The following is a 24,906-nucleotide window of genomic DNA, read 5'->3' as shown; positions in this document are numbered from 1 at the left end:
AACCTGCCTCAGGCAGAGGGCAGGCTTTTGGACAACCACGTAAAGGATTTCAGGTCAGAAGATATCCGGATCAATGTGTCCGCCTGCAAGGGCGCAGGCGGCAACCCGATCATCCGTGCAGGTGTTGTTGTCGCGGCCACAAGAGCGTCCTGCAAGGGCACACCGACCTGTTCAGCCAGGGTTCTGACAGCGGTCGTCAAATCCAGATCGGCGCCAGCCAAAGTTCCATCGCCAAGGGTCAGACGCCCATCTGTGCGCGTTATGCGACGCCCCTCCAGTTTGAATTCGGCTTGATCCGTTCCGGCCACAGCCATTGCATCACTGACAAGAAAGATCCGGCCGGGTCCGGTTTTGGCGGCCCAGGCGGCCCGCATCACTTCGGGATGCACATGAATGCCGTCGGCGATCAGGCCTGCAGACAAACCACCATTGGCCAAGGCGGTGCCGACAAGGCCAGGTTCACGATTGCCCATCTGGCTCATCGCGTTGAACAGATGAGTGACGCAAGATGCCCCAGCTTTGGCATAGCGCTGGCAGGTTTCGAAATCCGCATCGCTATGGCCCAGCGACACCAGTGCGCCGACCTGCTTAAGTTCCATGACCTGTTCCAGTGTCACCGCCTCGGGGGCGAGCGTCACTTTCAGGCATGGCAGCAACTCGGCCGCCCTGATCAGCGCATCAAGGTCCGCATCCCCCATGGACCGGATCAAAGAAGCGTCATGCGCCCCTTTTCGGGCAACCGACAGGTGCGGCCCTTCCAGATGAAGGCCGGCAATGCCGGGAACCCCTGACCGGATCGCCTGAACAGCGGCCTCGATGGCAGCCGCCGTCTTCTCTGCCGTGTCGGTGATCAGCGTCGGCAACAGATGCGACACACCAAGCCGCTTGTGTGCCGCAGCTATCCGGCCAAGAGTTTCGACGGAGGGGTCGTCATTGAACATCACCCCGTCCCCGCCGTTGACCTGAAGGTCGACATATCCAGGGCTCAGGATATCTCCGCCCAGATCAACGATGACCCCTTCGTCCGATGCATCCGATTCGCGCCCAAGAATAGTCAGGTTCCCATCGACGAGCCGCACCGGCCGATCGCTCAGCAACTGCGTACCGTCAAATATTTTTCCGTTTCTGAATGTTATCGCGCTGGCGCTCATACCGTCTCGGTCACTTTCTTCAGATGTCGCGGGGTATCGGGATCAATTCCGCGATTGTCAGCTACAGCTTCGACCATGCCATAAAAGGCCGTGATCGCCGTTATCGGATCTGTCAGCCAGTGATCGGTGCGCACAACCGGCAAGGGTTCGGCCCGTTTGACCTTGTCCGTCGCTGCAAACACGGTCGCTCCTTTTTCTGCCAGTGCATCGGCCGCTTCAGCCGCATTTTGCTCGGCGGCGTCGCGGGCGGCAAACACAATTGTTGGGAACCCCTCGTCGACAATGGAGACAGGCCCATGCAGCACCTCGGCGGCCGAGTAGCTTTCGGCGTGGATCTGGCAGGTTTCCTTGATCTTGAGGGCCGCTTCGTTGGAGATCGCCAGCGAGGGTCCGCGGCCAAGAGTAAACAGCGACCGTCCGTCGATGGCCCCGGCTGCGGCAGACCAGTCACATCGCGCGGCGGCGGCCAGATGATCTGGCAGCGCGTGAATGGCGCGCAACAGCGCCGCATCACCCTTGATCTCGGCCAGCAGCCACAGCCCGGCAACAAGCGATGTTACAAATGTCTTGGTGGCCGCCACGCTCAGCTCGGGGCCCGCGTGGATCGGCAATACCGCGTCCGCCACCTCGGCCAGGCGCGATTCTGTGTTGTTGGTGATCGCCATCGTAAGCGCGCCTGACGCCTTGAGCGATCGGGTCATTCCGACAATATCCGGGCTTTGACCCGACTGGGAGACCGACAGGCACAGCGTTCCGTCCGCTTTCAGATCAACGCCATAAATTGAGCTGACGGAGGGCCCGACCGAGGCCACTGGCAAACCCAGCAGTAGCTCGCTGGCGTATTTCAGATAAGTGCAGACATGATCGGACGAACCGCGCGCCACTGACACCAGAAAACGCGGATCGGCATCGCGCGCCAGTTGGGCCGCCGTCTGGATCTGGGACGCGCCCTGAGACAGCAGCCGTTCGACCGCGTCGGGGATTTCCAGAATCTCCCGGCGCATTTTTGTGGTTTCTGCGGACATAAGAGTACCGGCCTTTCCGTGTTACAACCGCAATTCGGCTACGAAATCGTAGGCGTCACCGCGATAGAGGGATCGGGTCAGTTCCGCGACCCGTCCGTTTTTCAGAAATGATATGCGTTCTATGTTCAGCCCTGCCGCCCCTTCGGGAACAGCCAGCAAATCCGCCTCGCGCGCCGCCAGGTTGAGGGCTGAAATCTTCTGCACCGCACGAACCGGGCGATGCCCCAGATCGTCGAGCACTTCATACAGGGATGTGGTCACTTCGATCGGGTTGGGCAGGATGTCCAGCGGCAAGGCTGCCCGTTCCAACGCCAGCGGTCGGCCATCGGCCTCACGCAGGCGATAGATACGGGAAATCTGCTCGCCCTCGGACAGGTTCAGGGCGTTCACTTCCTCGGCAGACGGCTCGAACACTCCGCGCTCCAGCCATTTCGAGGTGGTTTGCATGCCCCGGCTGGCCATATCTTCGGTGAAGGATGTCAGATGCGTCAGCGACTGCTCGACACGGGGCAATCGCTGACGAATGAACGACCCCGAGCCCTGCCTTTGCTCGATGACGCCCTCTTGCACCAGCTCCTGAATAGCCTTTCGGATGGTCACGCGCGAAAGATCTGTTATTTCAACCAGTTCCCGCTCGGAAGGCAGCGAAGAGCCCGGCGGCAGCACGCCCGTATCGACACCTTCCTGCAATCTGCGTCGCAGTTGCACATAACGGGGACCGTTGTCGCGGCCCAGCCACGCATCGGGGCGCAGGAAATCAGTGATACTCATGCTGAACCTCCCTCGCCAGTTCCAGTGCCCCTGCCAAAGGCTCTCCCAATGGCGGGCGAATGCAGGATTGCATTTCCGGCGGCAGATAATCGGCATAGTGCTTTGCAATACCGCCGGTCAGGCAAATCGTGACGCCGCTTTGCCAGCCCAATTGACCAGCGGTTTCCACGACATAATCCGCCCCTGCCCGCATGATCCGCACGGCGACGACGTCGCCATTTCCGGCAGCTTTCGTGACTTGGGGCGCGAGTTCGCCGAACTGAAATGGTGTGGCCCTGCCGGCAAACTGCACGATACCGGGCGCGCCCCCAAGATCGGACAACAGGCTTCGCGTCAGGTCGGACCGGGGATGAACGCCATCAAGTGCGCTCAGCGTTCGGGACAAAGCTTGCCGGCCGACCCATTGCGCCGATGCCTCGTCACCAAGAACGGGGCCCCAGCCACCCGCGAACCGCATAACGCGGTTCCGCTGCGACGCCAGGAACGAACCGGTTCCGCAATGGACCACGACGCCATCCTGCGCGCCCAGCGCGCCCCGAACCGCAGCAGGCCTGTCGTCTTCGACACGCGCGCAGGCAAATCCTACCGCATCTCTAAGTCTTTGTGCCAAAGCGGCATCTGTCACACCGGCGAGACCGACAAACGCAGGCAGGCCGATCAACGAACGGGGATCAACGCCAAGCTTTCCCGCCAACGCGTCAAGCCCGGCCCGAATCTGACCCACGGCACCATAAAAATCCGTTGAAACATTCGCAGAGCCAGCTTCAACCTGGCAGACACTGCCCGCAATGGCGCAGGCAACGCGGCATCGCGTTCCACCACCATCCACGGCCAAAACAGCATCTGCAAGGGACTCAGTCATGACAATACCATTATAATACCTTTAAGCTTTTTGAAAGACTGAATTAGACCGAAATCAACAAGAAACTGCCAATTATCGCGCCAAGCGCCGGGAAATCATGAAAAAAATAAAGTCTTGGACAATTGGTATTAAATAGGTATTGTAAACCGATCAACAGGGGGAATCCTTTGACGCTGCCATCAACAGAACAAGTGCACAGCGCTGCCGCCAACCTGGATTCGGGCGACCTTTCCGCCTCGGCATTGCTGCTGGCCGAGGGCCAGATAGCGGCGGCGCAATCCGTACGTGACGCGGCCGACGCGATCGCAAAGGGTGCGCACGCAATGGCACGGACGATTCAGGCTGGTGGAGTTCTGCACTACACCGCCGCCGGATCTTCCGGCCTGATGGCCGCAGCAGACGCGCAGGAACTGGGCGGAACCTTTTCGATACCGTCTTACCAACTTCGCATTCATATGGCCGGTGGCCTTCCGACCGGGGTGGAAATGCCCGGTGACGCCGAAGATCTGCAGGACGGGCTTGACCAGGCCTTCAGCGCGTTAAGCAAGCGGGACACGGTCATCGCGGTTTCAGCCAGCGGCTCAACGGCCTATACGGTGGCAGCCATCGAGATTGCCCGCGCGCGCGGCGCCTGCGTGATCGGTATTGCCAACAATGCCGGCAGCCCACTTTTACAGAAGGCCGACATACCGATCCTGCTGGCAACACCGCCCGAACTGGTTTCGGGTTCGACCCGCATGGGGGCCGGAACCGCGCAGAAGATCGCCCTGAACATGCTGTCGACGCTGATGGCACTGGAACTGGGTCATGTTCACGACGGCATGATGGTCAACTTGCACGCCGACAATGACAAGCTGCGCGCCCGGGCCACCGGCATCGTTTGCCGCATCGCCCGCGTCCACAGCGAAACGGCCAACCGGGCGCTGGCGATTGCAAAAGGCGAGGTAAAACCCGCCATTCTGATCGCGGCGCTTGACCTGACCTTACTCGAAGCAACCGCGCGACTGCGCAATGCAAATGGAAACCTGAGCGCCGCACTGGCGCAGGACACATGACTGCTAACCAACTGGGAGAGAGAAATGACATATAGAAGTCTGAAACTGGCCTTGCTCGGCTCGACGCTGGCCGCGACCGGCGCCATGGCCGAGGATGTGACGCTGACCATCGAAAGCTGGCGCAATGACGACCTGACTTTGTGGCAAGAGCAGATCATTCCGGCGTTCGAGGCCGCAAACCCGGGCATCAAACTGCAATTCACCCCGTCGGCCCCGGCAGAATACAACGCGGTTCTGAACTCGAAGCTCGATGCAGGTTCGGCCGGAGATCTGATCACCTGCCGTCCTTTTGACGCTTCTCTGGCCCTGTACGAAGCTGGTCACCTGACCGATCTGTCCTCGGTCGAGGCGATGAGCAACTTCTCGGACGTGGCCAAGTCCGCGTGGCAGACGGATGACGGTTCGGCCAGCTTCTGCGTTCCGATGGCGTCGGTGATCCATGGCTTCATCTACAACAAGGATGCGTTTGCCGAACTGGGTATTGAAGTCCCAACCACAGAAGATGAATTCTTTGCCGCGCTCGACAAGATCAAGGAAGACGGCAGCTACATCCCGATGGCGATGGGCACCAACGACCAGTGGGAAGCCGCCACGATGGGCTATAACAACATCGGTCCGAACTATTGGAAAGGCGAAGAAGGTCGACAGGCCCTGATCGCGGGCGCACAGAAACTGACCGATGAGCCGTGGACGGCCCCCTACGCCACTCTGGCACGTTGGAGCCAATATCTGGGCGACGGGTACGAGGCGCAGACCTACCCTGACAGCCAGAATATCTTCACGCTGGGCCGCGCTGCGATCTACCCTGCCGGTTCATGGGAGATTGCCGGTTTCAACTCGCAGGCGGATTTCGAAATGGGCGCGTTCAAGCCCCCGGTCCAAAATGCGGGTGATACCTGCTACATCTCGGACCACACCGATATCGGCATTGGCATGAATGCTGCCACCAAGCATCCGGAAGCGGCAGAAACCTTCCTGGCCTGGGTCGCAAGCCCCGAGTTCGCCGAGATTTTCGGCAACGCCGTGCCCGGCTTCTTCCCGCTGTCAAACACTCCGGTAGAACTGCAGGACCCGCTGGCCAAGGAATTCGTCGGCTGGCGCGACGAGTGTGAATCGACCATCCGCTCGACCTATCAAATCCTGTCGCGCGGCACGCCGAACCTTGAAAACGAAACCTGGGGCGCATCGGTCGCCGCCATCAAAGGTGCCAGCACCCCCGAGGAACTGGGCGCAGAACTGCAGGAGGGTCTGTCCTCCTGGTACGCGCCGCACCAGTAAGTCTGGCCTCAACCTTACCCGGGCGGCGATGATCGCCCGGGTATACCCGACACTCCATTGAAAGCAGTCCGATGAACCGCCCCCGCTTCCGCTGGCATATCGTTGTTTTTCTGGCACCCGCCGTGCTGGTTTACACCGCAGTGATGATCTTTCCGCTGTTCAACACGCTGCGTCTGGCGCTTTACACCGAAATCGATCAGAGCCGCGTCTTCGTTGGATTGCAGAATTTCCAAACGCTGTTTTTCGACCCCATCTGGTCTGAACAGTTCTGGAACGCATTGGGCAACAATTTCTGGTTCTTCCTGATCCACATGCTGGTGCAGAACCCCATCGGGATCGCTCTGGCCGCCCTGCTCAGCCACCCGCGCCTGCGATTTGCGGCACTGTACCGGTCGGCCATCTTCATCCCCACGATCCTGAGCTTCGTGATCGTCGGGTTCGCGTGGAAGCTTATCCTGTCCCCGATTTGGGGCATCGCACCGTCCATGTTGGACGCCATCGGCCTCAAGTCTCTTTACGCACCGTGGCTGGGGAAAGAGGAATACGCGTTGACCACACTGGCGCTGATCTCGGTCTGGCAATTCGTGGGCATCCCGATGATGCTGATCTATGCCGCCCTACTGACCATTCCGGAAGAAATTCTCGAGGCCGGAGAGATCGATGGCATCACCGGTGCCGCCGCATTCTGGAAAATCAAACTGCCGCTGATCCTGCCGTCGATCGGGATTATCTCGATCCTGACCTTCGTAGGCAATTTCAACGCGTTTGACCTGATCTATGCGGCCCAAGGTGCGCTGGCGGGTCCGGACTTCTCAACCGACATTCTGGGCACATTCATGTACCGCACATTCTTCGGCTTCCAGTTGCAGCTGGGCGATCCGCATATGGGGTCCGCGATAGCCGGTGCGATGTTCGCCATCATCCTCGTCGGTGTCTGCATCTACCTGTTCGGCATCCAGACCCGGATGCGCCGGTATCAACTGTGAGGGCCAAGCGATGAACAAAGCACGTCATAACCCCCTCAATATGTACGCCATGCACGGCGCGCTGATCCTCTACACGTTGATCGCCCTGTTCCCGGTCTTCGTGATCCTGATCAACAGCTTCAAATCCCGCCGCGCCATCTTTCGCGAACCGTTGGCTTTGCCGAATTCGGAAAGCTTTTCGATGATCGGCTATGAGACGGTGATGAAGCAGGGGGATTTCTTCCTTTATTTCCAGAATTCGATGATCGTCACCGTGGCATCGCTGTTCTTCATCCTGCTGTTCGGCGCCATGGCGGCCTATGCGCTGTCCGAATACCAGTTCAAGGGCAACCTGGTGATGGGCCTGTACCTGGCGCTTGGGATCATGATCCCGATCCGCATCGGCACCGTCGCCATCCTTGAGATGATGGTGGCAACAGGGCTGGTAAACAGCCTCTGGGCGCTAATACTGGTCTATACAGCGCAAGGTTTGCCGTTGGCGGTGTTTATCCTGTCCGAGTTCATGCGACAGGTCAGCGATGACCTGAAGAATGCCGGCCGCATCGACGGGCTGTCGGAGTACACGATCTTCTTCCGGCTGGTGCTGCCCCTCGTCCGCCCTGCCATGGCAACCGTGGCCGTGTTCAACATGATCCCGATCTGGAACGACCTCTGGTTCCCGCTGATCCTTGCCCCGGCTGAAGAAACCAAAACGCTGACGCTGGGCAGCCAGGTCTTCATCGGTCAGTTTGTGACCGATTGGAACGCGGTTCTGTCAGCGCTGTCCATGGCGATCCTGCCGGTGCTGATCCTGTACGTCATCTTCTCGCGCCAGTTGATCCGTGGCATCACTTCAGGAGCTGTCAAATGACCCGTGTTCTGATTGCAGGCCTTGGCAATATGGGGCTGAGCCACGCGCTGGCTCACCACCACCATCCCGACGCCCAGATTGTCGGATTGGTGAACCGGTCCGGCCGTGTGGATCACCCTGAGCTTGCTGGTTATCCGGCTTATTCGGACTTCGCAGCGGCGCTGGACGAAGCGAAACCGGATCTGGTGGTGGTCGCCACCTACTCGGACAGTCACGCCGACTACGCCTGCGCGGCGATGGAAGCCGGTGCGCATGTGTTCGTTGAAAAGCCTCTTGCCACCAACGTCGCTGACGCACGGCGCGTGGTTGAAACCGCCACTCGACTGAACCGCAAACTGGTCGTCGGGTATATCCTGCGCCACCACCCTTCATGGATGCGGCTGATTGCCGAGGCGCGTGATCTGGGCGGGCCTTATGTGTTCCGCCTGAACCTGAACCAGCAATCTTCGGGCGCAGAATGGGAGACGCACAAAGCGTTGATGCAGACCACCTCGCCCATCGTCGATTGCGGCGTGCACTATGTCGACGTGATGTGCCAGATCACCGACGCGCGCCCTGTCCGCGTGCATGGCATGGGCTTGCGCCTCTCCGATGAGATCGCGCCTGACATGTACAATTACGGTCAGTTTCAGGTGATCTTCGACGATGGATCGGTCGGCTGGTACGAAGCGGGCTGGGGCCCGATGATGTCCGAAACCGCGTTCTTTGTGAAAGATATCGTTTCCCCCAAAGGGTCCGTTTCGATCACGGACGGCAACAAGGGCGCTTCCGCCGATATCGATGGCCATACGAAAGTCGGCGGGCTGCTGGTCCACACGCCGGAGGGAGACCGCACAATCGAAATGCCCGATGAACCCGGCCATCAGGAGCTCTGTGACGCCGAACAGGCCTATATGCTGCGCGCCATTGCCGAAGACATCGACCTGACCCGCCATATGACCGACGCCGTACAGTCGCTCGCCATCTGTCTGGCCGCGGATGAAAGCATCCGGACCGGCCAACCCGTTTCCCTTGAGGAGCCCGCACAATGACCGCTCTGACCCTGACCAATGTAAACAAGTCCTTTGGCAATGTGCATGTCCTGAAAGACATCACGCTTGAAGTTGAAGAAGGTGAATTTGTCGTCTTCGTCGGCCCATCAGGTTGTGGCAAATCAACCTTGCTGCGTGTGATTGCAGGGCTCGAGGATGCATCCTCGGGCGAAATCAGCATCGGTGGCCATGAGGTCAACCTTGTTCCGCCCTCCAAACGCGGGATCGCGATGGTGTTCCAGAGCTATGCGCTCTACCCTCACCTCAGCGTGCGCGGAAACATGACGCTGGCGCTGAAACAGGAAAAACAGCCCAAAGCGGTGATCGAAGAACGCGTTGCCAATGCCAGCCGGATGCTGAACCTGGAGCCGTATCTGGATCGTTTTCCGTCTGAACTGTCAGGTGGCCAACGGCAGCGTGTCGCCATCGGCCGGGCGATCGTCCGCGAACCCAAGCTGTTTCTGTTTGACGAACCGCTTTCGAACCTGGACGCCGCGCTTCGCATGAACACAAGGATCGAGATCGCCAACCTGCATCGCGCTCTGGATGCATCGATGATCTACGTGACCCACGATCAGACCGAGGCCATGACGCTGGCCGACAAGATCGTCGTTCTGCGCGACGGTCGGGTCGAACAGATCGGTAGCCCGATGGAATTGTACAATAACCCGGCCAACCAGTTCGTTGCTGGCTTTCTGGGCTCACCCTCGATGAATTTCCTGCCGGAAGATCTGGTCCATGGCGAAGGGCAGAACACCATCGGCATCCGTCCCGAAGACCTGTTCCTGTCCGATGGCGGCCCCTTGGCCGCGCGCGTGAGCCACGTTGAAAAGTTGGGCGGCGATACGAATGTCATTGCAAAAGTGCATGAGCATTCGGTGACAGCCCGGTTGTTCGGCCAACATGCCATATCGGAAGGGGAAGAACTGCACCTGTCGTTCTCTCCGGATAAAGCCTATCGGTTTGACAGCGACGGAATGCGCCTGCGGTGACGCGCGGTGCCAACAAAGTGTTCGGATAACCGTCGAGTATAGCAATCGGTGCTATTCGCAACGGCCTTGTCCCATACGCATCGAAGAAGGCTACCGGGGCATTCAGTTTTTCAAGCCGCCCCAAACATTTTCACAGGATGACCAATTGTCAGATATCCTCGCCCGGGGGTTCCAGCGGTCCGCCCGGCCCGGCCAGATGACGCTCGGCCAGCCACGGATTTAAAACCAGCGCTTCATCCAGCGCTTCACGCGCCTGATCTATTCTGTGCAACCCAAGCAGTGTCAGCGCCCGGCCGCTGATCGCCGCGACATGGTTGGGCGAAAGCTCGATTGCCCGGTCAAGGTCAACCAGGGCCGCCTTGAAATTGGAACGCAGATAATTTGCGAAAGCCCGTTGATTGTAGCCTTCGGCGTAGGATGGGCAATAATCAATCAACCGATCAAATTCCTGTATCGCGCCTGACAGATCGCGACGTTGGATGCGCGCCATGCCGCGGTCCAGCATGGCTTGTGCATCTTCATCGGGCGCATCCCGCCACAACTCCCACATCAGGCCAGAAATCTCACGCGCGGCCTGTTCGCTTGGTGCCTGTTGAACCTGCGAGATCAGCAGGTCGACGTCTTCGACATGATCGGGCACTGGCGGACATTCTTCAGCGTTGGCAACCGTAGCGGCCAGTACGGCAATCAGAGGCAGGGCATGAAGTTTCATCTGCCAATGATGGTGCATCCCGGGGTTTCGTCAACCGATCCTTTCGATGGCCCCTGACAATCCGGTTTCCTTCACGGCCTCCATCGCGACAAAAGTCGATGTATTCGCCACGTGTGGCAGGGACGAGATCTTTTCCGCAAGGACCGCCCGGTATTCAGACATGGACCCTGTGCGGACTTTGAGAAGGTAGTCGAAGTTCGAGGCGATCATATGCGCCTGCTCGATCTCGGCCACCCGGCGCACCGCCGCGTTGAACTCGGCCAATGCCTTTTCTCGCGTGTCGGACATGCGTACCTCGACGAACGCGACATGATCCAGTCCAAGGCGGATAGGATCCAGCAGGGCGCGATAGCCCGTGATGATGCCTTCAGCCTCAAGCCGTTTCAGCCGCGCCTGTGTCGGCGATTTCGACAATCCGATCCGCCGCGCCAAGTCCGCGACGGATACCCGTCCGTCCTCTGCCAGAATCGTCAGAATTGACTGATCGAACCGATCAATATCCAAAAAGTCTTTTTGCATCGCACTTACCCGAAAATACGGTCTATTTACCCAAGTATTGCCAATAATCAGTCGATTGTCCCGAAATTTCGACGGTATACTCATCAAAAGCCCGGAGGAAAAATGTCACACAACCTGCGCTCTGTCATCGACAGCCAAACTTATGCCGACCAGGACACCGTACTGGAACGCCTGACCGAACAGGCAAATCTGACGGTTGCCGACCGAAACGCCATATGCGCGGCGGCGGCGCAACTGGTGCGTGATATCCGATCCAGCACATCGCCGGGCATGATGGAGGTGTTTCTGGCCGAATACGGCCTGTCCACGGATGAGGGCATCGCGCTTATGTGTCTGGCCGAAGCCCTGTTGCGCGTCCCGGATGCCGACACTATCGATGCGCTGATCGAAGACAAGATCGCACCGTCGGACTGGGGCAAGCATCTGGGCCACTCCTCGTCCTCGCTGGTCAATGCGTCGACCTGGGCGCTGATGCTGACGGGCAAAGTGCTGGATGAAGACAAGGCATCGCCCGTGGGTGTGCTGCGCAGTGCAATCAAGCGGCTGGGGGAACCGGTGATCCGAACCGCCGTCGGACGTGCGATGAAAGAAATGGGGCGTCAGTTCGTTCTGGGCGAAACCATTCAGTCGGCCATGTCGCGCGCCAAAGGGATGGAGACGAAGGGTTACACTTATTCCTATGACATGCTTGGCGAAGCCGCCCGGACCGAGGCGGATGCGGCGCGTTATCACCTGTCCTATTCCCGCGCGATCACCGCGATTTCCGATGCCTGCACCCATGACGACATCCGTGCCAACCCCGGCATTTCAGTGAAACTGTCCGCTCTGCATCCGCGCTATGAACTGGCGCAGGAGCAACGGGTGATGGATGAACTCGTTCCCCGCTTGCGCGCGCTGGCATTGCTGGCCAAAGCCGCGGGGATGGGTCTGAACGTGGACGCGGAAGAAGCAGACCGCCTGTCCTTGTCGCTGCAGGTGATCGAGGCTGTCATGTCTGAACCCGCATTGGCGGGTTGGGACGGCTTCGGCATCGTTGTTCAGGCCTACGGTCCCCGCGCCGGGCTGGTTCTGGATACGCTTTATGAAATGGCCGAACGTCACGACCGCAAACTGATGGTGCGGCTGGTAAAAGGCGCCTATTGGGATACCGAGATCAAGCGGGCTCAGGTCGAGGGCATGAACGGGTTCCCCGTCTTTACTCGCAAAGCCGCAACCGACGTCTCGTACATTGCCAACGCCCGGAAGCTTCTCGGCATGACGGACAGGATTTATCCGCAGTTTGCCACGCATAATGCCCACACCGTCAGTGCGATTCTGCATATGGCCGACGACCAGCCGTACGAGTTCCAGCGCCTGCACGGCATGGGCGAAACCCTGCACCGGATCGTCAAGGACAAAAGCAACACGCGCTGCCGTATCTACGCCCCGGTTGGCGCGCATCGCGATCTGTTGGCCTATCTGGTGCGGCGGTTGCTGGAGAACGGTGCGAACTCGTCCTTCGTGAACCAGATTGTGGATGAGGACGTCCCCCCGGAAGAAGTTGCAGCCGACCCGTTCGTATCCATTGAACACGCTGTCACGCCGCTGACCACCGGTCCCGATCTGTTCCAGCCCGAGCGAAAAAACTCGGTTGGGTTCGACCTGCATCACACGCCCACGCTGGACAGGATCGACGCCGCAAGGGACAGGTTCCGGGCCCATCACTGGTACGCACAGCCCCTGCTGTCCGACAACGCTGCGCCCAAAGCGGATGAGCCGGTTATTAACCCGGCGCAACCGATGGACAGGCCCGGAGCGGTTGCCCCCGCCAGCGCAGACGATGTCGAACTGGCCCTTGCGTCAGCGGCACCGTGGCAGGCCCCTGCTTCCGAGCGCCGGGAAACCCTGAACAGGGCAGCAGATCTTTATGAACAGAACTTCGGGGAGCTGTTTGCCCTGCTGGCACGGGAAGCCGGTAAGACCCTTCCCGACGCGGTAGCCGAGCTGCGCGAAGCCGTCGATTTCCTGCGCTATTATGCGGCCAACATTCCCGATGCCAAACCGGCCGGAACCTTTACCTGCATCAGTCCGTGGAATTTTCCGCTGGCGATTTTCTCGGGTCAGATTTCGGCGGCGCTGGCGACCGGCAACGCCGTTCTGGCCAAGCCTGCACCGCAAACACCGCTGATCGCCCATCGGGCCGTGCAATTGCTGCACGAGGCCGGTGTGCCCCGCGATGCCCTGCAATTGTTGCCGGGTGGGCCCTCGGTTGGCGCAGCTCTCACCTCTGACCCGCGGGTATCCGGTGTGGCCTTTACCGGCTCGACGGCGACGGCACTGAAAATCCGCGCCGCAATGGCAGAAAACCTGCGCCCGGGCACACCGCTGATTGCGGAAACCGGCGGTTTGAATGCGATGATGGTCGACAGCACCGCGCTTCCGGAACAGGCCGTGCAATCCATCATTGAAAGCGCGTTTCAGTCCGCTGGCCAGAGGTGCTCAGCCTTGCGCTGTCTCTATGTGCAGGAAGATATCGCCGACGACCTTCTGAAAATGCTCAAGGGTGCCATGAATGCCCTGCAATTGGACGATCCGTGGCTAATTTCGACTGACAGCGGCCCGGTGATCGATGAAACCGCGCGGCAGGGTATTGCCGACCATGTGGCCCGTGCCCGCGCCGAAGGCCGCGTATTGAAGGAAATGCCCCTTCCACCTGAAGGCACATTTGTTGCTCCGACCCTGATCGAAGTGTCAGGCATCACCGCACTGGAGCGCGAGATCTTTGGACCCGTTCTGCACGTCGCCCGCTTTAAGGCCGCCGAAATCGATCAGGTGATCGCGGATATCAACGCGACCGGCTATGGCCTGACATTTGGCCTGCACACCCGGATTGACGACCGTGTTCAACACGTGACCGAGGCGGTGCATGCCGGAAACATCTACGTAAATCGCAACCAGATCGGCGCGATTGTCGGCTCGCAACCATTTGGAGGAGAAGGGCTATCCGGCACCGGCCCCAAGGCGGGCGGGCCAAACTACATGGCGCGCTTCTGCGCGCCGGACAGACAGAAGCGCCCGGGTCAATGGGACTCAATCATGACAACGCTGCCCAAACCAGAAGGACAAGCCGCGCCAACTCGGACACGCTCCTTGCCCGGCCCGACCGGCGAATCCAACCGCCTGAGCGAAACACCCCGCGCGCCCCTGCTGTGCATGGGACCCGGTGAAGACGCCACTCAGGCACAGGCGGAGGCTGTAAAGGCCCTTGGCGGCACCGCCATCTGCGCAACCGGCAACCTGGACCTGCACCGGATCGAAAACCTGACCGGGATTTCGGGCGTGTTGTGGTGGGGTGACGAAGAAACCGCCCGGCAAATCGAACGCCTTCTGGCGCGACGGGACGGTCCGGTCCTGCCCCTGATCCCGGGCTTGCCCGACCGCGCCCGCGTGTTGGGAGAGCGACACGTCTGCGTCGATACAACCGCCGCCGGAGGAAACGCGGCCCTTTTGGGGGGTGCGGCGTAAGCATGTCTTGACGCTGGGCCGGGAAAAGCCCAGCGTCGCCCCATGTTTCCGATCCGAGATCATAACCCTTCGGGGCGCACGCCGTATGTCGTCTATATTCTGATGGCGGCCAATATCCTGATTTTCCTCAGCTATGTCGGCGTTATGGACAACGCGCGAGTGATCAACCAGCTTTACTACGACTATGCAGTCATCCCCGCGCGCATTGCGGACGGGTTCAGCTTTGAAACCCTGGTGACCTCGATGTTCTTGCACGGCGGCTGGATGCATCTGGCGGGGAACATGCTGTTTCTGTGGATCTTCGGCGACAATCTGGAAGACGAAATGGGCCACCTGCCCTTTCTGCTATTCTATGTACTGTCGGGCATCGGAGCAGGCCTGATTCATGTCCTAACGGCGCCAGACTCCATCGTGCCGACCATCGGAGCCTCTGGCGCCATTGCCGGTGTCATGGGCGGTTACCTCTTGCTGTTCCCCAAAGCGCGGGTCGATGTTCTTCTGATCCTGATCATCTATTTCCGCGTCTTCACCATTCCTGCCTTTATCATGCTGGGCATCTGGCTGGGGATGCAGTTTTTGGGAAGCCTGGCCAGCAACCCTGATGAGGGTGGTGTCGCCTACTGGGCGCATACCGGCGGCTTTGTGGTCGGATTGGTGCTGTGCATTCCGGTTTGGCTGCGCCGGGGCGGACCCGGTTTCTGGAACCGGACCCATGGCCACCCGCCCCACCCCGAACACAAGTACAAGCTGACCCAATCCCGCATTCCGAAAGTGCCTCGCAGATGACCAGAATGACAGCCACCTGCCATTGCGGCGCAGTCGAAATCGAGGCCGAGTTTCCTGAAGGCCTGTCCTCGGCCGCCCGTTGTGATTGCTCATTCTGCCTGCGGCGCGGAGCAGCGGCGGCCACTGCGACCACCGAAAGTTTGCGCGTATTAAAGGGTGCTGGGAACCTCGGCCTGTACACCTGGGGCACACACACGGCCAAGCATCACTTCTGCAAGACCTGCGGCATCTACGTGTATCACCAGCGCCGGTCCGACCCCGCCGAATGCGGCGTCAATGTGGGTTGTATCGAAGGCGGCAATCCCCGCGCGCATGGGCCAATACCTTGGAACGACGGCGTCAATCACCCGTCTGACAGATCGGAGTGATCCGGGGTGCGCCCCCCGCTCAGGAACGTGATTTCAGCGGCGGCCTTTGTCACAAGGTCTGCCAGTTCCGGCGCACGTGTTTCGTCAAACCGCACCGACGGGCCTGAGACAGATATTCCTGCGCAGGGTTCACCCCGGTCATTGTAGATCGCGGCACCGATGCAGGACATACCTTCATACCGCTCTTCCCTGTCCAGCGACCAGCCACGCCTGCGCGTCTCAAGCAAATCCAGCAACAACTGCGGTTCGGGCACGTGCGTATGCTGGGTGAAGGCGGTCAGTTCCGTGCCGCGCAGGGCTTTTTGCAGTGAAGCTTCCTTCATAGCCGCCAGAATGGCTTTGCCTGTTCCTGATGCGTACATGGGTGTTCGCGCCCCGGGCGGAAAGAAAGCGCGGATCGGGTTCGATGTTTCAACCTGCCCGACAAAGACAACCTCGGCGCCATCCGGTACGGCCAGATTTGCCGTTTCGCCACTGTCCTGCATGAGACGGCGCAAAATGGGACGGCCGATCTCCAAAACACTGTTGCGCCGCAAAAAGGATGCGCCGGTCCGGTAGGCTTCGATCCCGATCATCCATTCCTGCCGCTCATCGTCAAAAGTCACATAGCCGTGCTTTTGCAGGGTCGTCAGAATCCTGTGTGTCGTAGCCGTGGGCACATCGATTTCACGGGCCAGATCGCTGAGGGCCGCGCGTTCGAAACGGGCAACCGCGCTCAGAACGCCCAGCGCGCGGTCCAGCGATTGCATGGTCCCGGCCGAACTTTCCTTGAACAGGGATTTTGGTCTGCCGCGTGGCCGCTTTTGATTGTTCATTTCTGCTTCCTGTTCGAAGTTTTGCCTAGCCATAGATTGAATTTTTTCGGGTCATATTCCGCCTTACAAATTTGAGAAACTGAAAATCTCATAATTTCAAGGTATTACATATTTAATTGCAAAAATGAAAATATTTTTCAAGAAAATTGCAAGCTGACGCCTGCGCAGTCACAATTCTGTCAAAGCGGAGGACTCAGTCATGTCAAACCAGAATCCGGTCTTCATACCCGGCCCGACCAACATCCCCGATCGTCTGCGTCTGGCCATGCATGTTCAGACACAGGATCACCGTGCGCCGGATTTCGTCGAAACCTTTGCCCCCGTGCTGGAGGACACTAAGAAGGTGTTCGGCACCACCGAAGGCAAGATCATCACATTCCCGGCCAGCGGAACCGGAGGGTGGGAAGCGTCGATAACCAACACGCTCAGCCCTGGCGACAAGGTTCTGGTCGCGCGCTATGGCGTTTTCAGCCACCGCTGGATCGACATGTGCGAGCGGCACGGGCTGGACGTGCAGGTCATTGAATGCGCTTGGGGCAGCGGCGCGCCGGCGGATCAGTTCCAAGCCGCCCTTGCTGCGGACACGAACCACGAAATCCGCGCTGTACTGGTCACTCACAACGAAACGGCGACCGGTGTGCGCTCGGACATCGCAGCGGTTCGCAATGCTATGGAGGCGGCCGGCCATCCGGCGCTTTTGATGGTCGATTGCGTCAGCTCGCTTGCCTCGATGCCGTTCGAATTTGATCAATGGGGAGTCGATATCGCCGTGTCGGGCTCGCAAAAGGGGTTCATGCTGGCAACCGGAATGGCGATCCTTTGCGCCAGCCCCAAGGCGCTGGAAGCGATGCAATCCGCGAAACTGCCGCGCACCTTTTTTGACTTCCGCGACATGCTTGCAGCCAACGCATCCGGCGGCTTTCCATATACCCCGCCCCTGCAACTGATCTACGGTATGCGGGAAAGCCTGAAAATGTTGTTCGAAGAAGGGCTCGAAAATGTCTACGCCCGCCACTTCCGTCTGGCCGAGGGTGTTCGCCGGGCCGTGGATGCGTGGGGGTTGAAGCTGGTGGCGCAAAGCCCGGATCTGTTTTCGGATACCGTTAGCGCGGTTCATGTTCCGGATGGGTTTGACAGCAACGCGCTGACCGACCACGCCTTCAACGCCTATGGTGTCTCGTTCGGTGTTGGTCTGGGGCAATTGAACGGAAAGGCGTTCCGTATCGGGCATCTGGGATCGCTGACCGACGTTATGGTTCTGTCTGGCCTCGCCACGATCGAGATGGCCATGGCCGATCTGAACTACCCCATCAAACTGGGCAGCGGTGTTGCCGCGGCACAGGATTACTATCGCAGTGGTCCGTCCGGCCATGCTCAGGCTGCAGCGTAGGAGGCGAAGATGCTGGATCAAGTCACCGCAGCCGATCTGATCATCGCCGACATGCGCGCGGCGCGTGAGCGGATCAAACCCCATATCCGCCGCACCCCGGTCATGCGTTCGGAATATCTGGATGACCTCACCGGAGCGCAGTTGCACTTCAAATGCGAGAACTTTCAGGAAGCCGGAGCCTTCAAGGTGCGCGGTGCTTGCAACGCCGTCTTCGGGCTGAGCGACGAGAAGGCAACCAACGGCGTTTGCACGCATTCCAGTGGCAACCACGCCCTGTCCCTGTCCTATGCGGCGGGCCGGCGAGGCATTCCGTGCAACGTGGTCATGCCCCGCACTGCACCGCAGGCCAAAAAGGACGCGGTGCGCCGCTATGGCGGTACGATCACCGAATGCGAGCCGTCGACTTCGTCCCGCGAAGCAACGTTTGCCGAAGTACAGGCCCGAACCGGTGGCGAGTTCGTGCATCCCTATAACGATCCTCGCGTCATTGCGGGTCAAGCGACATGTTCGGCGGAATTGCTGGAACAGACGGATGGCGTGGATGCCGTCATTGCCCCGATCGGCGGCGGCGGCATGGTGTCGGGGACTTGCCTGACCGTCTCCAACCTGGCCCCTGAAACCGCGATTTACGCGGCTGAACCGGAACAGGCGGATGACGCATATCGCTCGTTCAAAGCCGGTCGGATCATTGCAGATGACGCGCCCAAGACGGTGGCCGACGGCCTGCTGGTGCCCCTTAAAGAAAACACATGGCATTTCGTTTCAAACCACGTGACCGACATTTTCACCGCGACCGAGGATGAGATCGTCGATGCGATGAAACTGACGTGGAAGTACCTGCGCGTGGTGATGGAACCTTCGTCGGCGGTGCCGCTGGCGACCATTCTCAAAAACCCCGAAGTGTTCCGGGGCAAACGCGTCGGGGTGATCATTACCGGCGGAAATGTGGATCTGGACAAGCTTCCCTGGCTGGCAGGGTAAGGAGGATGACAATGAACAAACCTTTGAACATGGACGAACTGGAAGTTGGCTTTGACGTCCCCGCCGCCATTGGCATGGATGAAAGCGAAATCCAGACCCCCTGCCTGATCCTGGACCTTGACGCGCTGGAGCGGAACATCCGCAAGATGGGCGACTATGCCAAGGCACACGGGATGCGCCACCGGGTGCATGGCAAGATGCACAAATCGGTGGACGTTGCCAAACTGCAGGAAGAGCTCGGCGGCGCGGTTGGCGTGTGCTGCCAGAAAGTGTCCGAGGCCGAGGTGTTTGCCCGCGGCGGCATCAAGGACATTCTGGTGTCAAATCAGGTGCGCGACCCGGCCAAGATCGACAGGCTGGCGCGACTGCCAAAATATGACGCCCACGTCATCGTCTGTGTGGATGACATCGACAACGTCGCCGATCTGTCCGCCGCGGCAGTGCGGCACGGAACGGAACTGAGTGTTTTTGTCGAAATCGACTGCGGTGCGGGGCGCTGCGGTGTGACGACAACAGCAGATGTGGTTGCGATTGCGCAAGCCGTTGATGCCGCTGACAACCTTAAGTTTCTGGGCATTCAGGCCTATCAGGGCGCAATGCAGCACATGGACAGTTTTGACGATCGCAAAGCCAAGCTCGATGTTGCAATCGCCATGGTGGCGGATGCGGTGCAGGGGCTGAAGGCCGTCGGACTGGAACCTGAACTGGTTTCGGGCGGTGGCACGGGGTCTTACTACTTCGAATCCAATTCTGGCGTTTACAATGAACTTCAGTGTGGGTCCTACGCCTTCATGGATGCCGACTATGGCCGGATCCTCGACAAGGACGGCAATCGGATCGATCAGGGGGAATGGGAGAACGCGTTCTTCATCCTGACCAGCGTGATGAGCCATGCCAAAGCCGACAAGGCGATCTGCGATGCAGGTCTCAAGGCCCAGTCAGTCGATAGCGGGCTGCCCTTTATCTATGGGCGCGACGATGTGGAATACATCAAATGCTCGGATGAACACGGGGTGATTTCCGATCCCGGCGGAGCGCTGAAGGTGAATGACAAACTGCGGCTGGTGCCCGGCCATTGCGACCCGACGGCCAACGTCCATGACTGGTATGTTGGTGTGCGCGACGGCAAGATCGAAACCCTGTGGCCGGTTTCTGCCCGTGGCAAAGCCTACTGACCGGTATCCAATCTGACATACGGGGCAGTTTATAATCTGCCCCGTTTGCTACGCTCTCCGCCAACATTCAGGAAAGGCGCAAACGATGTATATCGTTCCCGAAAAGGAAATCGGAGCCCTGATGGGCCGAAAGGAAAGCTATGCGGCTGTCGAACAGGTATTTGCCGCGATGGCGTCTGGGGATGCCTACAACTTTCCGGTTGTGCGCGAAGCCATTGGCCATGCGGATGCACTATATGGGTTCAAAGGCGGATTTGACCGGGTGGGTATGACCTTGGGACTGAAGGCCGGGGGATACTGGCCCAACAATCTGGAAACGCACGGTGTGATCAACCATCAGTCTACCGTTTTCCTGTTCGACCCGGATACCGGACGGGCCAAAGCAATGGTTGGTGGCAATCTGCTGACCGCCCTTAGAACCGCAGCGGCCTCGTCCGTGTCGATCAACCATCTGGCCCGGAAGGATGCCAAGGTGATCGGCATGGTTGGCGCAGGGCATCAGGCTGCCTTTCAACTGCGGGCGGCGCTGGAACAGCGCAAGTTTGAAAAGGTCATCGGCTGGAACCTGCATCCCGAAATGCTGTCCAATCTCGCCAAGGTTGCCGAAGACGCGGGATTGCCGTTCGAGGCCGTGGACCTGCCGGGTCTGGCCGACGCGGATGTGATCATCACCATCACGTCGTCCTTCGCGCCTTCACTCCTGTCGCAACATGTGTCGGATGGCACGCATGTCGCGTGCATGGGCACCGACACGGTTGGCAAACAGGAAGTGGAAACTGATCTGATCATTCGCGCCAGTGTCTTCACGGACGAAGTCGCGCAGGCGGTGACGCTGGGTGAGTGCCAGCACGCGGTGGCGGCTGGGGCAAAATCCGAAAAGGACATTCGTCAGATCGGCGAGGTCATCAACGGCACGCATCCGGGGCGCACCTCGGCAGAGGAGGTCACGCTATTCGATGGTACAGGCGTGGGCCTGCAGGATTTGGCCGTCGCCAGCGCGGTGGTCGATCTGGCCATCGAAAGCGGCGTCGCCATCGAAGTCGACTTCTGAAACGAGAAACGCGCCCTGATTGGGGCGCGTCATCGAAAATTTAGCTGTGGCGGGAATGTTCCGTTATCCCCGGATCACCTTGGCGAAACTGTCAAAGATCGGCTCGTTGGCGCAAATGACTTCGCCGTCTGACAGAATTTCACCCTCAGGGTCCAGCGCCTGAACCAGCCCACCGGCTTCTTTCACGATGATGATGCCTGCGGCCAAATCCCAGGCGTTCAGGCGGCGTTCCCAAAACCCTTCGTACCGGCCAGCCGCGACATAGGCCATGTCCAGCGCAGCGGCACCCCAGCGGCGTACGCCGGCGGACACAGGCATCAGCCGGGCCAGATCCTGCAATGTCGCGGGCAGATCCGACCGCCCGCCAAACGGCAGACCCGTGGAAAACACGGATTCGATCATGCGGTGCCGGCCCGAAACCCGTATACGATGGTCATTCATCCATGCGCCTTCGCCCTTTTCGGCAAAGAACATCTCGTCCTTGGCCGCATCGTAGATCACACCGGCGACGATCTTGCCCTTGTGTTCCAGCGCGATGGAAATCGCCCAGTGCGGAAGGCCGTGCAGAAAGTTGGTTGTACCGTCCAATGGGTCCACAATCCAACGACGGGTCGGATCTTCGCCGTCGATCGAACCGCCCTCTTCCGCCAGCCAGCCATAGGTCGGACGCGCGCCCAGAAGTTCCTCTTTCAGGATCGCCTCGGCTGCAATATCGGCCTTGGAAACAAAATCTCCGGCACCCTTCATCGACACCTGCAGGTTTTCGACTTCACGAAAATCCTTGACCAAAGAACGCCCCGCCTTGCGCGCGGCCTTGATCATGATGTTGAGATTTGCACTGCCAACCATTGTGTATGGGCTCCTGTCCGGTCAAACCGCGCGTATACTGATGCATTGCGCCCTTGCCAAGAGGGTTGATGCGCATAGCAGCCTACCAAGCCGTGCATGATCCGCCGCACACGTTCAAACTCAGTTATCAGAAATTCCGCAGCGCACCAGCGTTTTGAAGGTTTGTTGTCCCGGCTGTGAACTTGAACACAGACACCTTGACAACGGTGTGTTTTTTGGAAGCTGCTCGACAGAGTTTTTTCAACCGTTAATCAGTTCAAATTTCCATTTTCCATTACCCGCATGCAATGCACGCATCTGACAAATTTTAGGAGTAGTAGTATGACGACATATCACGAGTTTCCGCGACAGGACATTGACCAGCTTGTAGAAACCGCACGTGCGCATTTTTCGGAAATGGACCTTTCGGCCGCGCCAACTAAGGAAATGATGCACGAAGCGACGCCGATGATCCTGGGTGAAACCTGCATTTCGGTCGAAGTGGAGAATGGCAAAATCTGCCTCAAAATTCCGATTGTCGACAAGAAGGTGTGCTTTCCGATCCCGCCGTCTATCCCCAATGGGACGGCCGCCAAAGCCTGCGTTAAAATCTGTACCACACTGGGCTTTCCAACCGGTGCCTGCGTGACCATCACGGCACTTGGTATCCAAGTTGTACATCAGTGTTTCGGCAAGTGTTGACAATTCTTCGGGGCCTTGTGATCGCGAGGCCCCTGCTAACAATTCCGGCATTCCCTTTCTGGCTCGAAAATCATTGCGCCTGAAGCCTGCGTGCCTTGGTCCGGGCCAGATTGACCAGTTCCTGCACAAACGGTTTTTCCAGATCTTCTGACCGGACCGCCGCGTACAATCTGCGCGTGATCCCTTCGCTGGTCAGGGGCCGGGTGACGTAATCCGAGTTGTACTTGACCTCGCGCACAACCCAGTCCGGCAGTACCGAAATACCGCGGTTTGAGGCCACCAGCAGCAGGATGACGGCTGTCAGCTCCACCTGCCGGATCGATGCAGGCTCCACACGGGCGGGTATCAGCAACTGGCTGAACACGTCCAGCCGCGTGCGTTCGACCGGATATGTGATCAGGGTCTGACCGCGAAAATCCTCGGCCTCGATAAATTCCTTTTGCGCCAGCGGATGCGCCGAAGCAGCGACAAAAACCGCGTTGTAGTCGAACAGTTCCACGAACTCGACACCCGGCAGGTCCTCGGGGTCGGAAGAAACAACCAGGTCGACCTCTTCTTTCTGCAAAGCCGGAAGCGCGTCAAAGGCCAGGCCCGGGCGAATGTCCACGTCGACATCCGCCCAGGATTTCCGGAATGATTCCAGCACCGGAAACAGCCATTCGAAACAGGCGTGGCATTCGATTGCGATATGCATGCGCCCGGTTCGCCCGTCCCGAAGCGATGAAAACTCGTGCTGGGCTGCCTCAACCTGCGGCAGGATCTGTTCGGCCAGGCGCAACAGGCGTACACCCGCCGCCGAAAGCTTCATCGGTTTCGAGCGGCGCAGGAACAGTTCAACACCGGCCTGATCCTCTAACCCCTTGATCTGATGGCTTAACGCAGACTGGGTAATGTTCAATTGATCTGCAGCCCGCGCCAGTCCACCGCAATCATGGATCGCCTTGATCGTACGAAGGTGTCGGAATTCAATGTGCATTGCTGTTCGACTCATGTTGTTCTTGAATTATATGAGTTTGTCTCACATAGCGGGACGTGGCACAAGGGATCCAGGTTGTTAAGACGAGGCCACGATGACCAAGCCAGATATCTCATTCGAGTTCTTTCCGCCGCAGACGCTCGAAGCTTCCTTTCGGTTGTGGGACACGGTTCACATTCTAGCACCGCTGGCACCACGGTTTGTCTCCGTCACTTATGGTGCAGGCGGCACCACACGCGAACTGACACGCGATGCCGTGGCGACCCTGCACAAGTCGCTGGATCTTCCGGTGGCCGCGCATCTGACCTGCGTCGATGCCTCGCGTCAGGAAACCCTGGAGATCGCCGACACGTTTGCCCGCGCGGGCGTTCAGGACATCGTTGCCCTGCGCGGTGATCCGCCCAAGGGTCAGGATCAGTTCGTTCCGCACCCGGACGGGTTTGCAAGCTCGGTCGAGCTGATTTCCGCGCTGGCCGAAACCGAGATGTTCTCGATCCGTGTGGGCGCCTATCCAGATATCCACCCAGAAGCCTCCAACGCGCAGGCGGATATCGATTGGCTCAAGGCAAAACTGGACGCGGGCGCGGAAGAGGCCCTGACACAATTCTTCTTTGAGGCCGAAACCTATTTCCGGTTCCGCGACGCGTGCGAAAAGGCCGGCATCGACAAACCCATCGTGCCCGGCATCCTGCCCATCGAGAACTGGAAGGGCGCACGGAATTTTGCCCGCCGCTGCGGAACGCGCATTCCGGCCTGGGTCGAAAACGCTTTCGAAAAGGCCGTGCGTGATGATCGCGAAGACCTGCTGGCGACGGCAATGTGCACAGAATTGTGCTCGGACTTGCTGGAGGGCGGCGTGGACAAACTGCATTTCTACACGCTGAACCGCCCCGAGCTGACCCGTGATGTCTGCTTTGCGCTGGGAATTACGCCGAAAACTGAATTGCAGAACGTCGCCTGACCCGGTTGGCACGTTCCATTCTGCCCCTGTTTGGCCACCGCCAGACAGGGGCTTTTTTCGAAAGCTCCTTTATTTCAGACGGGATGCCCCTTCCGGATGCGCCTGACGGACAATCCAAGATGGAATTGCCGCATTGT

At 59.2% G+C, this 24,906-nt stretch carries 24 protein-coding genes; 15 read left to right on the top strand and 9 right to left on the bottom strand.

Going from position 1 to position 24,906, the window contains the following annotated elements:
* Positions 1-8: 8 nt before the first annotated feature.
* Genes nagA through ACR0CG_RS13780 form a run of 4 tightly spaced genes read right to left on the bottom strand, consistent with a single transcriptional unit; the run spans position 9 to position 3,809 of the window.
* Positions 9-1,151 (bottom strand): N-acetylglucosamine-6-phosphate deacetylase, encoded by a 1,143-nt coding sequence (gene nagA / locus ACR0CG_RS13795; protein ID WP_480525603.1) that lies wholly within the window; start codon positions 1,149-1,151, stop codon positions 9-11.
* A complete protein-coding gene (locus tag ACR0CG_RS13790) occupies positions 1,148-2,176 on the bottom strand; it encodes an SIS domain-containing protein (protein WP_480525601.1) in 1,029 nt (342 codons plus the stop codon). The genes nagA and ACR0CG_RS13790 overlap by 4 nt, the downstream gene beginning before the upstream one ends.
* Before the next feature lie 21 nt (positions 2,177-2,197).
* Entirely contained in the window at positions 2,198-2,947 is a 750-nt protein-coding gene (locus ACR0CG_RS13785; protein ID WP_170609757.1) for a GntR family transcriptional regulator, read from the bottom strand.
* Complete coding sequence (locus ACR0CG_RS13780; protein WP_480525599.1) at positions 2,934-3,809, bottom strand: glucosamine kinase nucleotide-binding domain-containing protein; 876 nt, start codon at positions 3,807-3,809, stop codon at positions 2,934-2,936. The genes ACR0CG_RS13785 and ACR0CG_RS13780 overlap by 14 nt, the downstream gene beginning before the upstream one ends.
* A 167-nt stretch (positions 3,810-3,976) precedes the next feature.
* Here ACR0CG_RS13780 and ACR0CG_RS13775 point away from each other — a divergent pair, with 167 nt between their 5' ends.
* The 6 genes from ACR0CG_RS13775 to ACR0CG_RS13750 all read left to right on the top strand — a co-directional run bounded on the left by ACR0CG_RS13775 (position 3,977) and on the right by ACR0CG_RS13750 (position 10,001).
* Positions 3,977-4,864: an N-acetylmuramic acid 6-phosphate etherase gene (locus ACR0CG_RS13775; protein WP_170805262.1), complete on the top strand. Its 888-nt coding sequence runs from the start codon at positions 3,977-3,979 to the stop codon at positions 4,862-4,864.
* Between the two features lie 24 nt (positions 4,865-4,888).
* On the top strand, positions 4,889-6,142 hold the full coding sequence (locus tag ACR0CG_RS13770) for an ABC transporter substrate-binding protein (protein WP_480525597.1): 1,254 nt from the start codon (positions 4,889-4,891) through the stop codon (positions 6,140-6,142).
* A 71-nt stretch (positions 6,143-6,213) separates the two neighbouring features.
* Positions 6,214-7,128: a carbohydrate ABC transporter permease gene (locus ACR0CG_RS13765; protein WP_170609749.1), complete on the top strand. Its 915-nt coding sequence runs from the start codon at positions 6,214-6,216 to the stop codon at positions 7,126-7,128.
* Positions 7,129-7,138: 10 nt separating this feature from the next.
* On the top strand, positions 7,139-7,978 hold the full coding sequence (locus ACR0CG_RS13760; RefSeq protein ID WP_170682055.1) for a carbohydrate ABC transporter permease: 840 nt from the start codon (positions 7,139-7,141) through the stop codon (positions 7,976-7,978).
* Entirely contained in the window at positions 7,975-9,009 is a 1,035-nt protein-coding gene (locus ACR0CG_RS13755) for a Gfo/Idh/MocA family protein (protein ID WP_170805259.1), read from the top strand. The genes ACR0CG_RS13760 and ACR0CG_RS13755 overlap by 4 nt, the downstream gene beginning before the upstream one ends.
* Positions 9,006-10,001 (top strand): ABC transporter ATP-binding protein, encoded by a 996-nt coding sequence (locus ACR0CG_RS13750; protein ID WP_321251970.1) that lies wholly within the window; start codon positions 9,006-9,008, stop codon positions 9,999-10,001. Before ACR0CG_RS13755 ends, ACR0CG_RS13750 begins: the two co-directional genes overlap by 4 nt.
* 148 nt (positions 10,002-10,149) lie before the next feature.
* Here the strand turns inward: ACR0CG_RS13750 and ACR0CG_RS13745 are convergent, their stop codons facing one another.
* Positions 10,150-10,713, bottom strand: coding sequence for a tetratricopeptide repeat protein (locus ACR0CG_RS13745; protein ID WP_480525593.1), 564 nt, complete (start codon positions 10,711-10,713; stop codon positions 10,150-10,152).
* 30 nt (positions 10,714-10,743) lie between these two features.
* The gene (locus ACR0CG_RS13740) at positions 10,744-11,232 is read right to left on the bottom strand and encodes an Lrp/AsnC family transcriptional regulator (protein ID WP_170609741.1); all 489 of its coding nucleotides are present in this window, start codon (positions 11,230-11,232) and stop codon (positions 10,744-10,746) included.
* A gap of 102 nt (positions 11,233-11,334) precedes the next feature.
* Here ACR0CG_RS13740 and putA point away from each other — a divergent pair, with 102 nt between their 5' ends.
* From putA to ACR0CG_RS13725, 3 genes are read left to right on the top strand one after another with little or no spacing between them, the layout of a single operon-like run.
* Entirely contained in the window at positions 11,335-14,736 is a 3,402-nt protein-coding gene (putA, locus tag ACR0CG_RS13735; RefSeq protein ID WP_480525591.1) for a bifunctional proline dehydrogenase/L-glutamate gamma-semialdehyde dehydrogenase PutA, read from the top strand.
* 42 nt (positions 14,737-14,778) lie between these two features.
* Complete coding sequence (locus ACR0CG_RS13730; protein ID WP_480525589.1) at positions 14,779-15,522, top strand: rhomboid family intramembrane serine protease; 744 nt, start codon at positions 14,779-14,781, stop codon at positions 15,520-15,522.
* Positions 15,519-15,890 carry a GFA family protein gene (locus tag ACR0CG_RS13725; RefSeq protein WP_480525587.1) on the top strand — a complete coding sequence of 124 codons (372 nt, stop codon included), beginning with the start codon at positions 15,519-15,521 and terminating at the stop codon, positions 15,888-15,890. Before ACR0CG_RS13730 ends, ACR0CG_RS13725 begins: the two co-directional genes overlap by 4 nt.
* On the opposite strand, the gene ACR0CG_RS13720 is transcribed toward ACR0CG_RS13725, so the two are convergent.
* Positions 15,866-16,705, bottom strand: a complete 840-nt coding sequence (locus ACR0CG_RS13720; RefSeq protein WP_480525585.1) for an IclR family transcriptional regulator — start codon at positions 16,703-16,705, stop codon at positions 15,866-15,868. The genes ACR0CG_RS13725 and ACR0CG_RS13720 overlap by 25 nt on opposite strands.
* Before the next feature lie 199 nt (positions 16,706-16,904).
* On the opposite strand from ACR0CG_RS13720, the gene bhcA reads away from it, so the two are divergent.
* The 4 genes from bhcA to bhcD all read left to right on the top strand — a co-directional run bounded on the left by bhcA (position 16,905) and on the right by bhcD (position 21,302).
* Complete coding sequence (gene bhcA, locus ACR0CG_RS13715; RefSeq protein ID WP_480525583.1) at positions 16,905-18,095, top strand: L-aspartate--glyoxylate aminotransferase BhcA; 1,191 nt, start codon at positions 16,905-16,907, stop codon at positions 18,093-18,095.
* 9 nt (positions 18,096-18,104) lie between these two features.
* Entirely contained in the window at positions 18,105-19,076 is a 972-nt protein-coding gene (bhcB, locus tag ACR0CG_RS13710; protein ID WP_480525581.1) for a beta-hydroxyaspartate dehydratase BhcB, read from the top strand.
* Positions 19,077-19,087: 11 nt separating this feature from the next.
* Positions 19,088-20,251 (top strand): 3-hydroxy-D-aspartate aldolase BhcC, encoded by a 1,164-nt coding sequence (gene bhcC, locus ACR0CG_RS13705; RefSeq protein WP_480525579.1) that lies wholly within the window; start codon positions 19,088-19,090, stop codon positions 20,249-20,251.
* A gap of 85 nt (positions 20,252-20,336) precedes the next feature.
* A complete protein-coding gene (bhcD, locus tag ACR0CG_RS13700; protein WP_480525577.1) occupies positions 20,337-21,302 on the top strand; it encodes an iminosuccinate reductase BhcD in 966 nt (321 codons plus the stop codon).
* 63 nt (positions 21,303-21,365) lie between these two features.
* Here bhcD and ACR0CG_RS13695 read toward each other — a convergent pair whose 3' ends face one another.
* Complete coding sequence (locus tag ACR0CG_RS13695) at positions 21,366-22,151, bottom strand: inositol monophosphatase family protein (RefSeq protein WP_480525576.1); 786 nt, start codon at positions 22,149-22,151, stop codon at positions 21,366-21,368.
* A gap of 321 nt (positions 22,152-22,472) precedes the next feature.
* Between ACR0CG_RS13695 and ACR0CG_RS13690 the strand changes: the two genes are divergently transcribed.
* Positions 22,473-22,832, top strand: a complete 360-nt coding sequence (locus ACR0CG_RS13690) for a hypothetical protein (protein ID WP_170682068.1) — start codon at positions 22,473-22,475, stop codon at positions 22,830-22,832.
* Between the two features lie 70 nt (positions 22,833-22,902).
* On the opposite strand, the gene ACR0CG_RS13685 is transcribed toward ACR0CG_RS13690, so the two are convergent.
* A complete protein-coding gene (locus tag ACR0CG_RS13685; RefSeq protein WP_480525574.1) occupies positions 22,903-23,808 on the bottom strand; it encodes a LysR family transcriptional regulator in 906 nt (301 codons plus the stop codon).
* 94 nt (positions 23,809-23,902) lie between these two features.
* Here ACR0CG_RS13685 and metF point away from each other — a divergent pair, with 94 nt between their 5' ends.
* A complete protein-coding gene (gene metF, locus ACR0CG_RS13680; protein ID WP_170609711.1) occupies positions 23,903-24,769 on the top strand; it encodes a methylenetetrahydrofolate reductase [NAD(P)H] in 867 nt (288 codons plus the stop codon).
* Positions 24,770-24,906 lie beyond the last annotated feature (137 nt).

It is taken from the genome of Ruegeria sp. AB8 (assembly GCF_056542605.1).
This window is presented reverse-complemented; position numbering and strand designations above follow the sequence as displayed.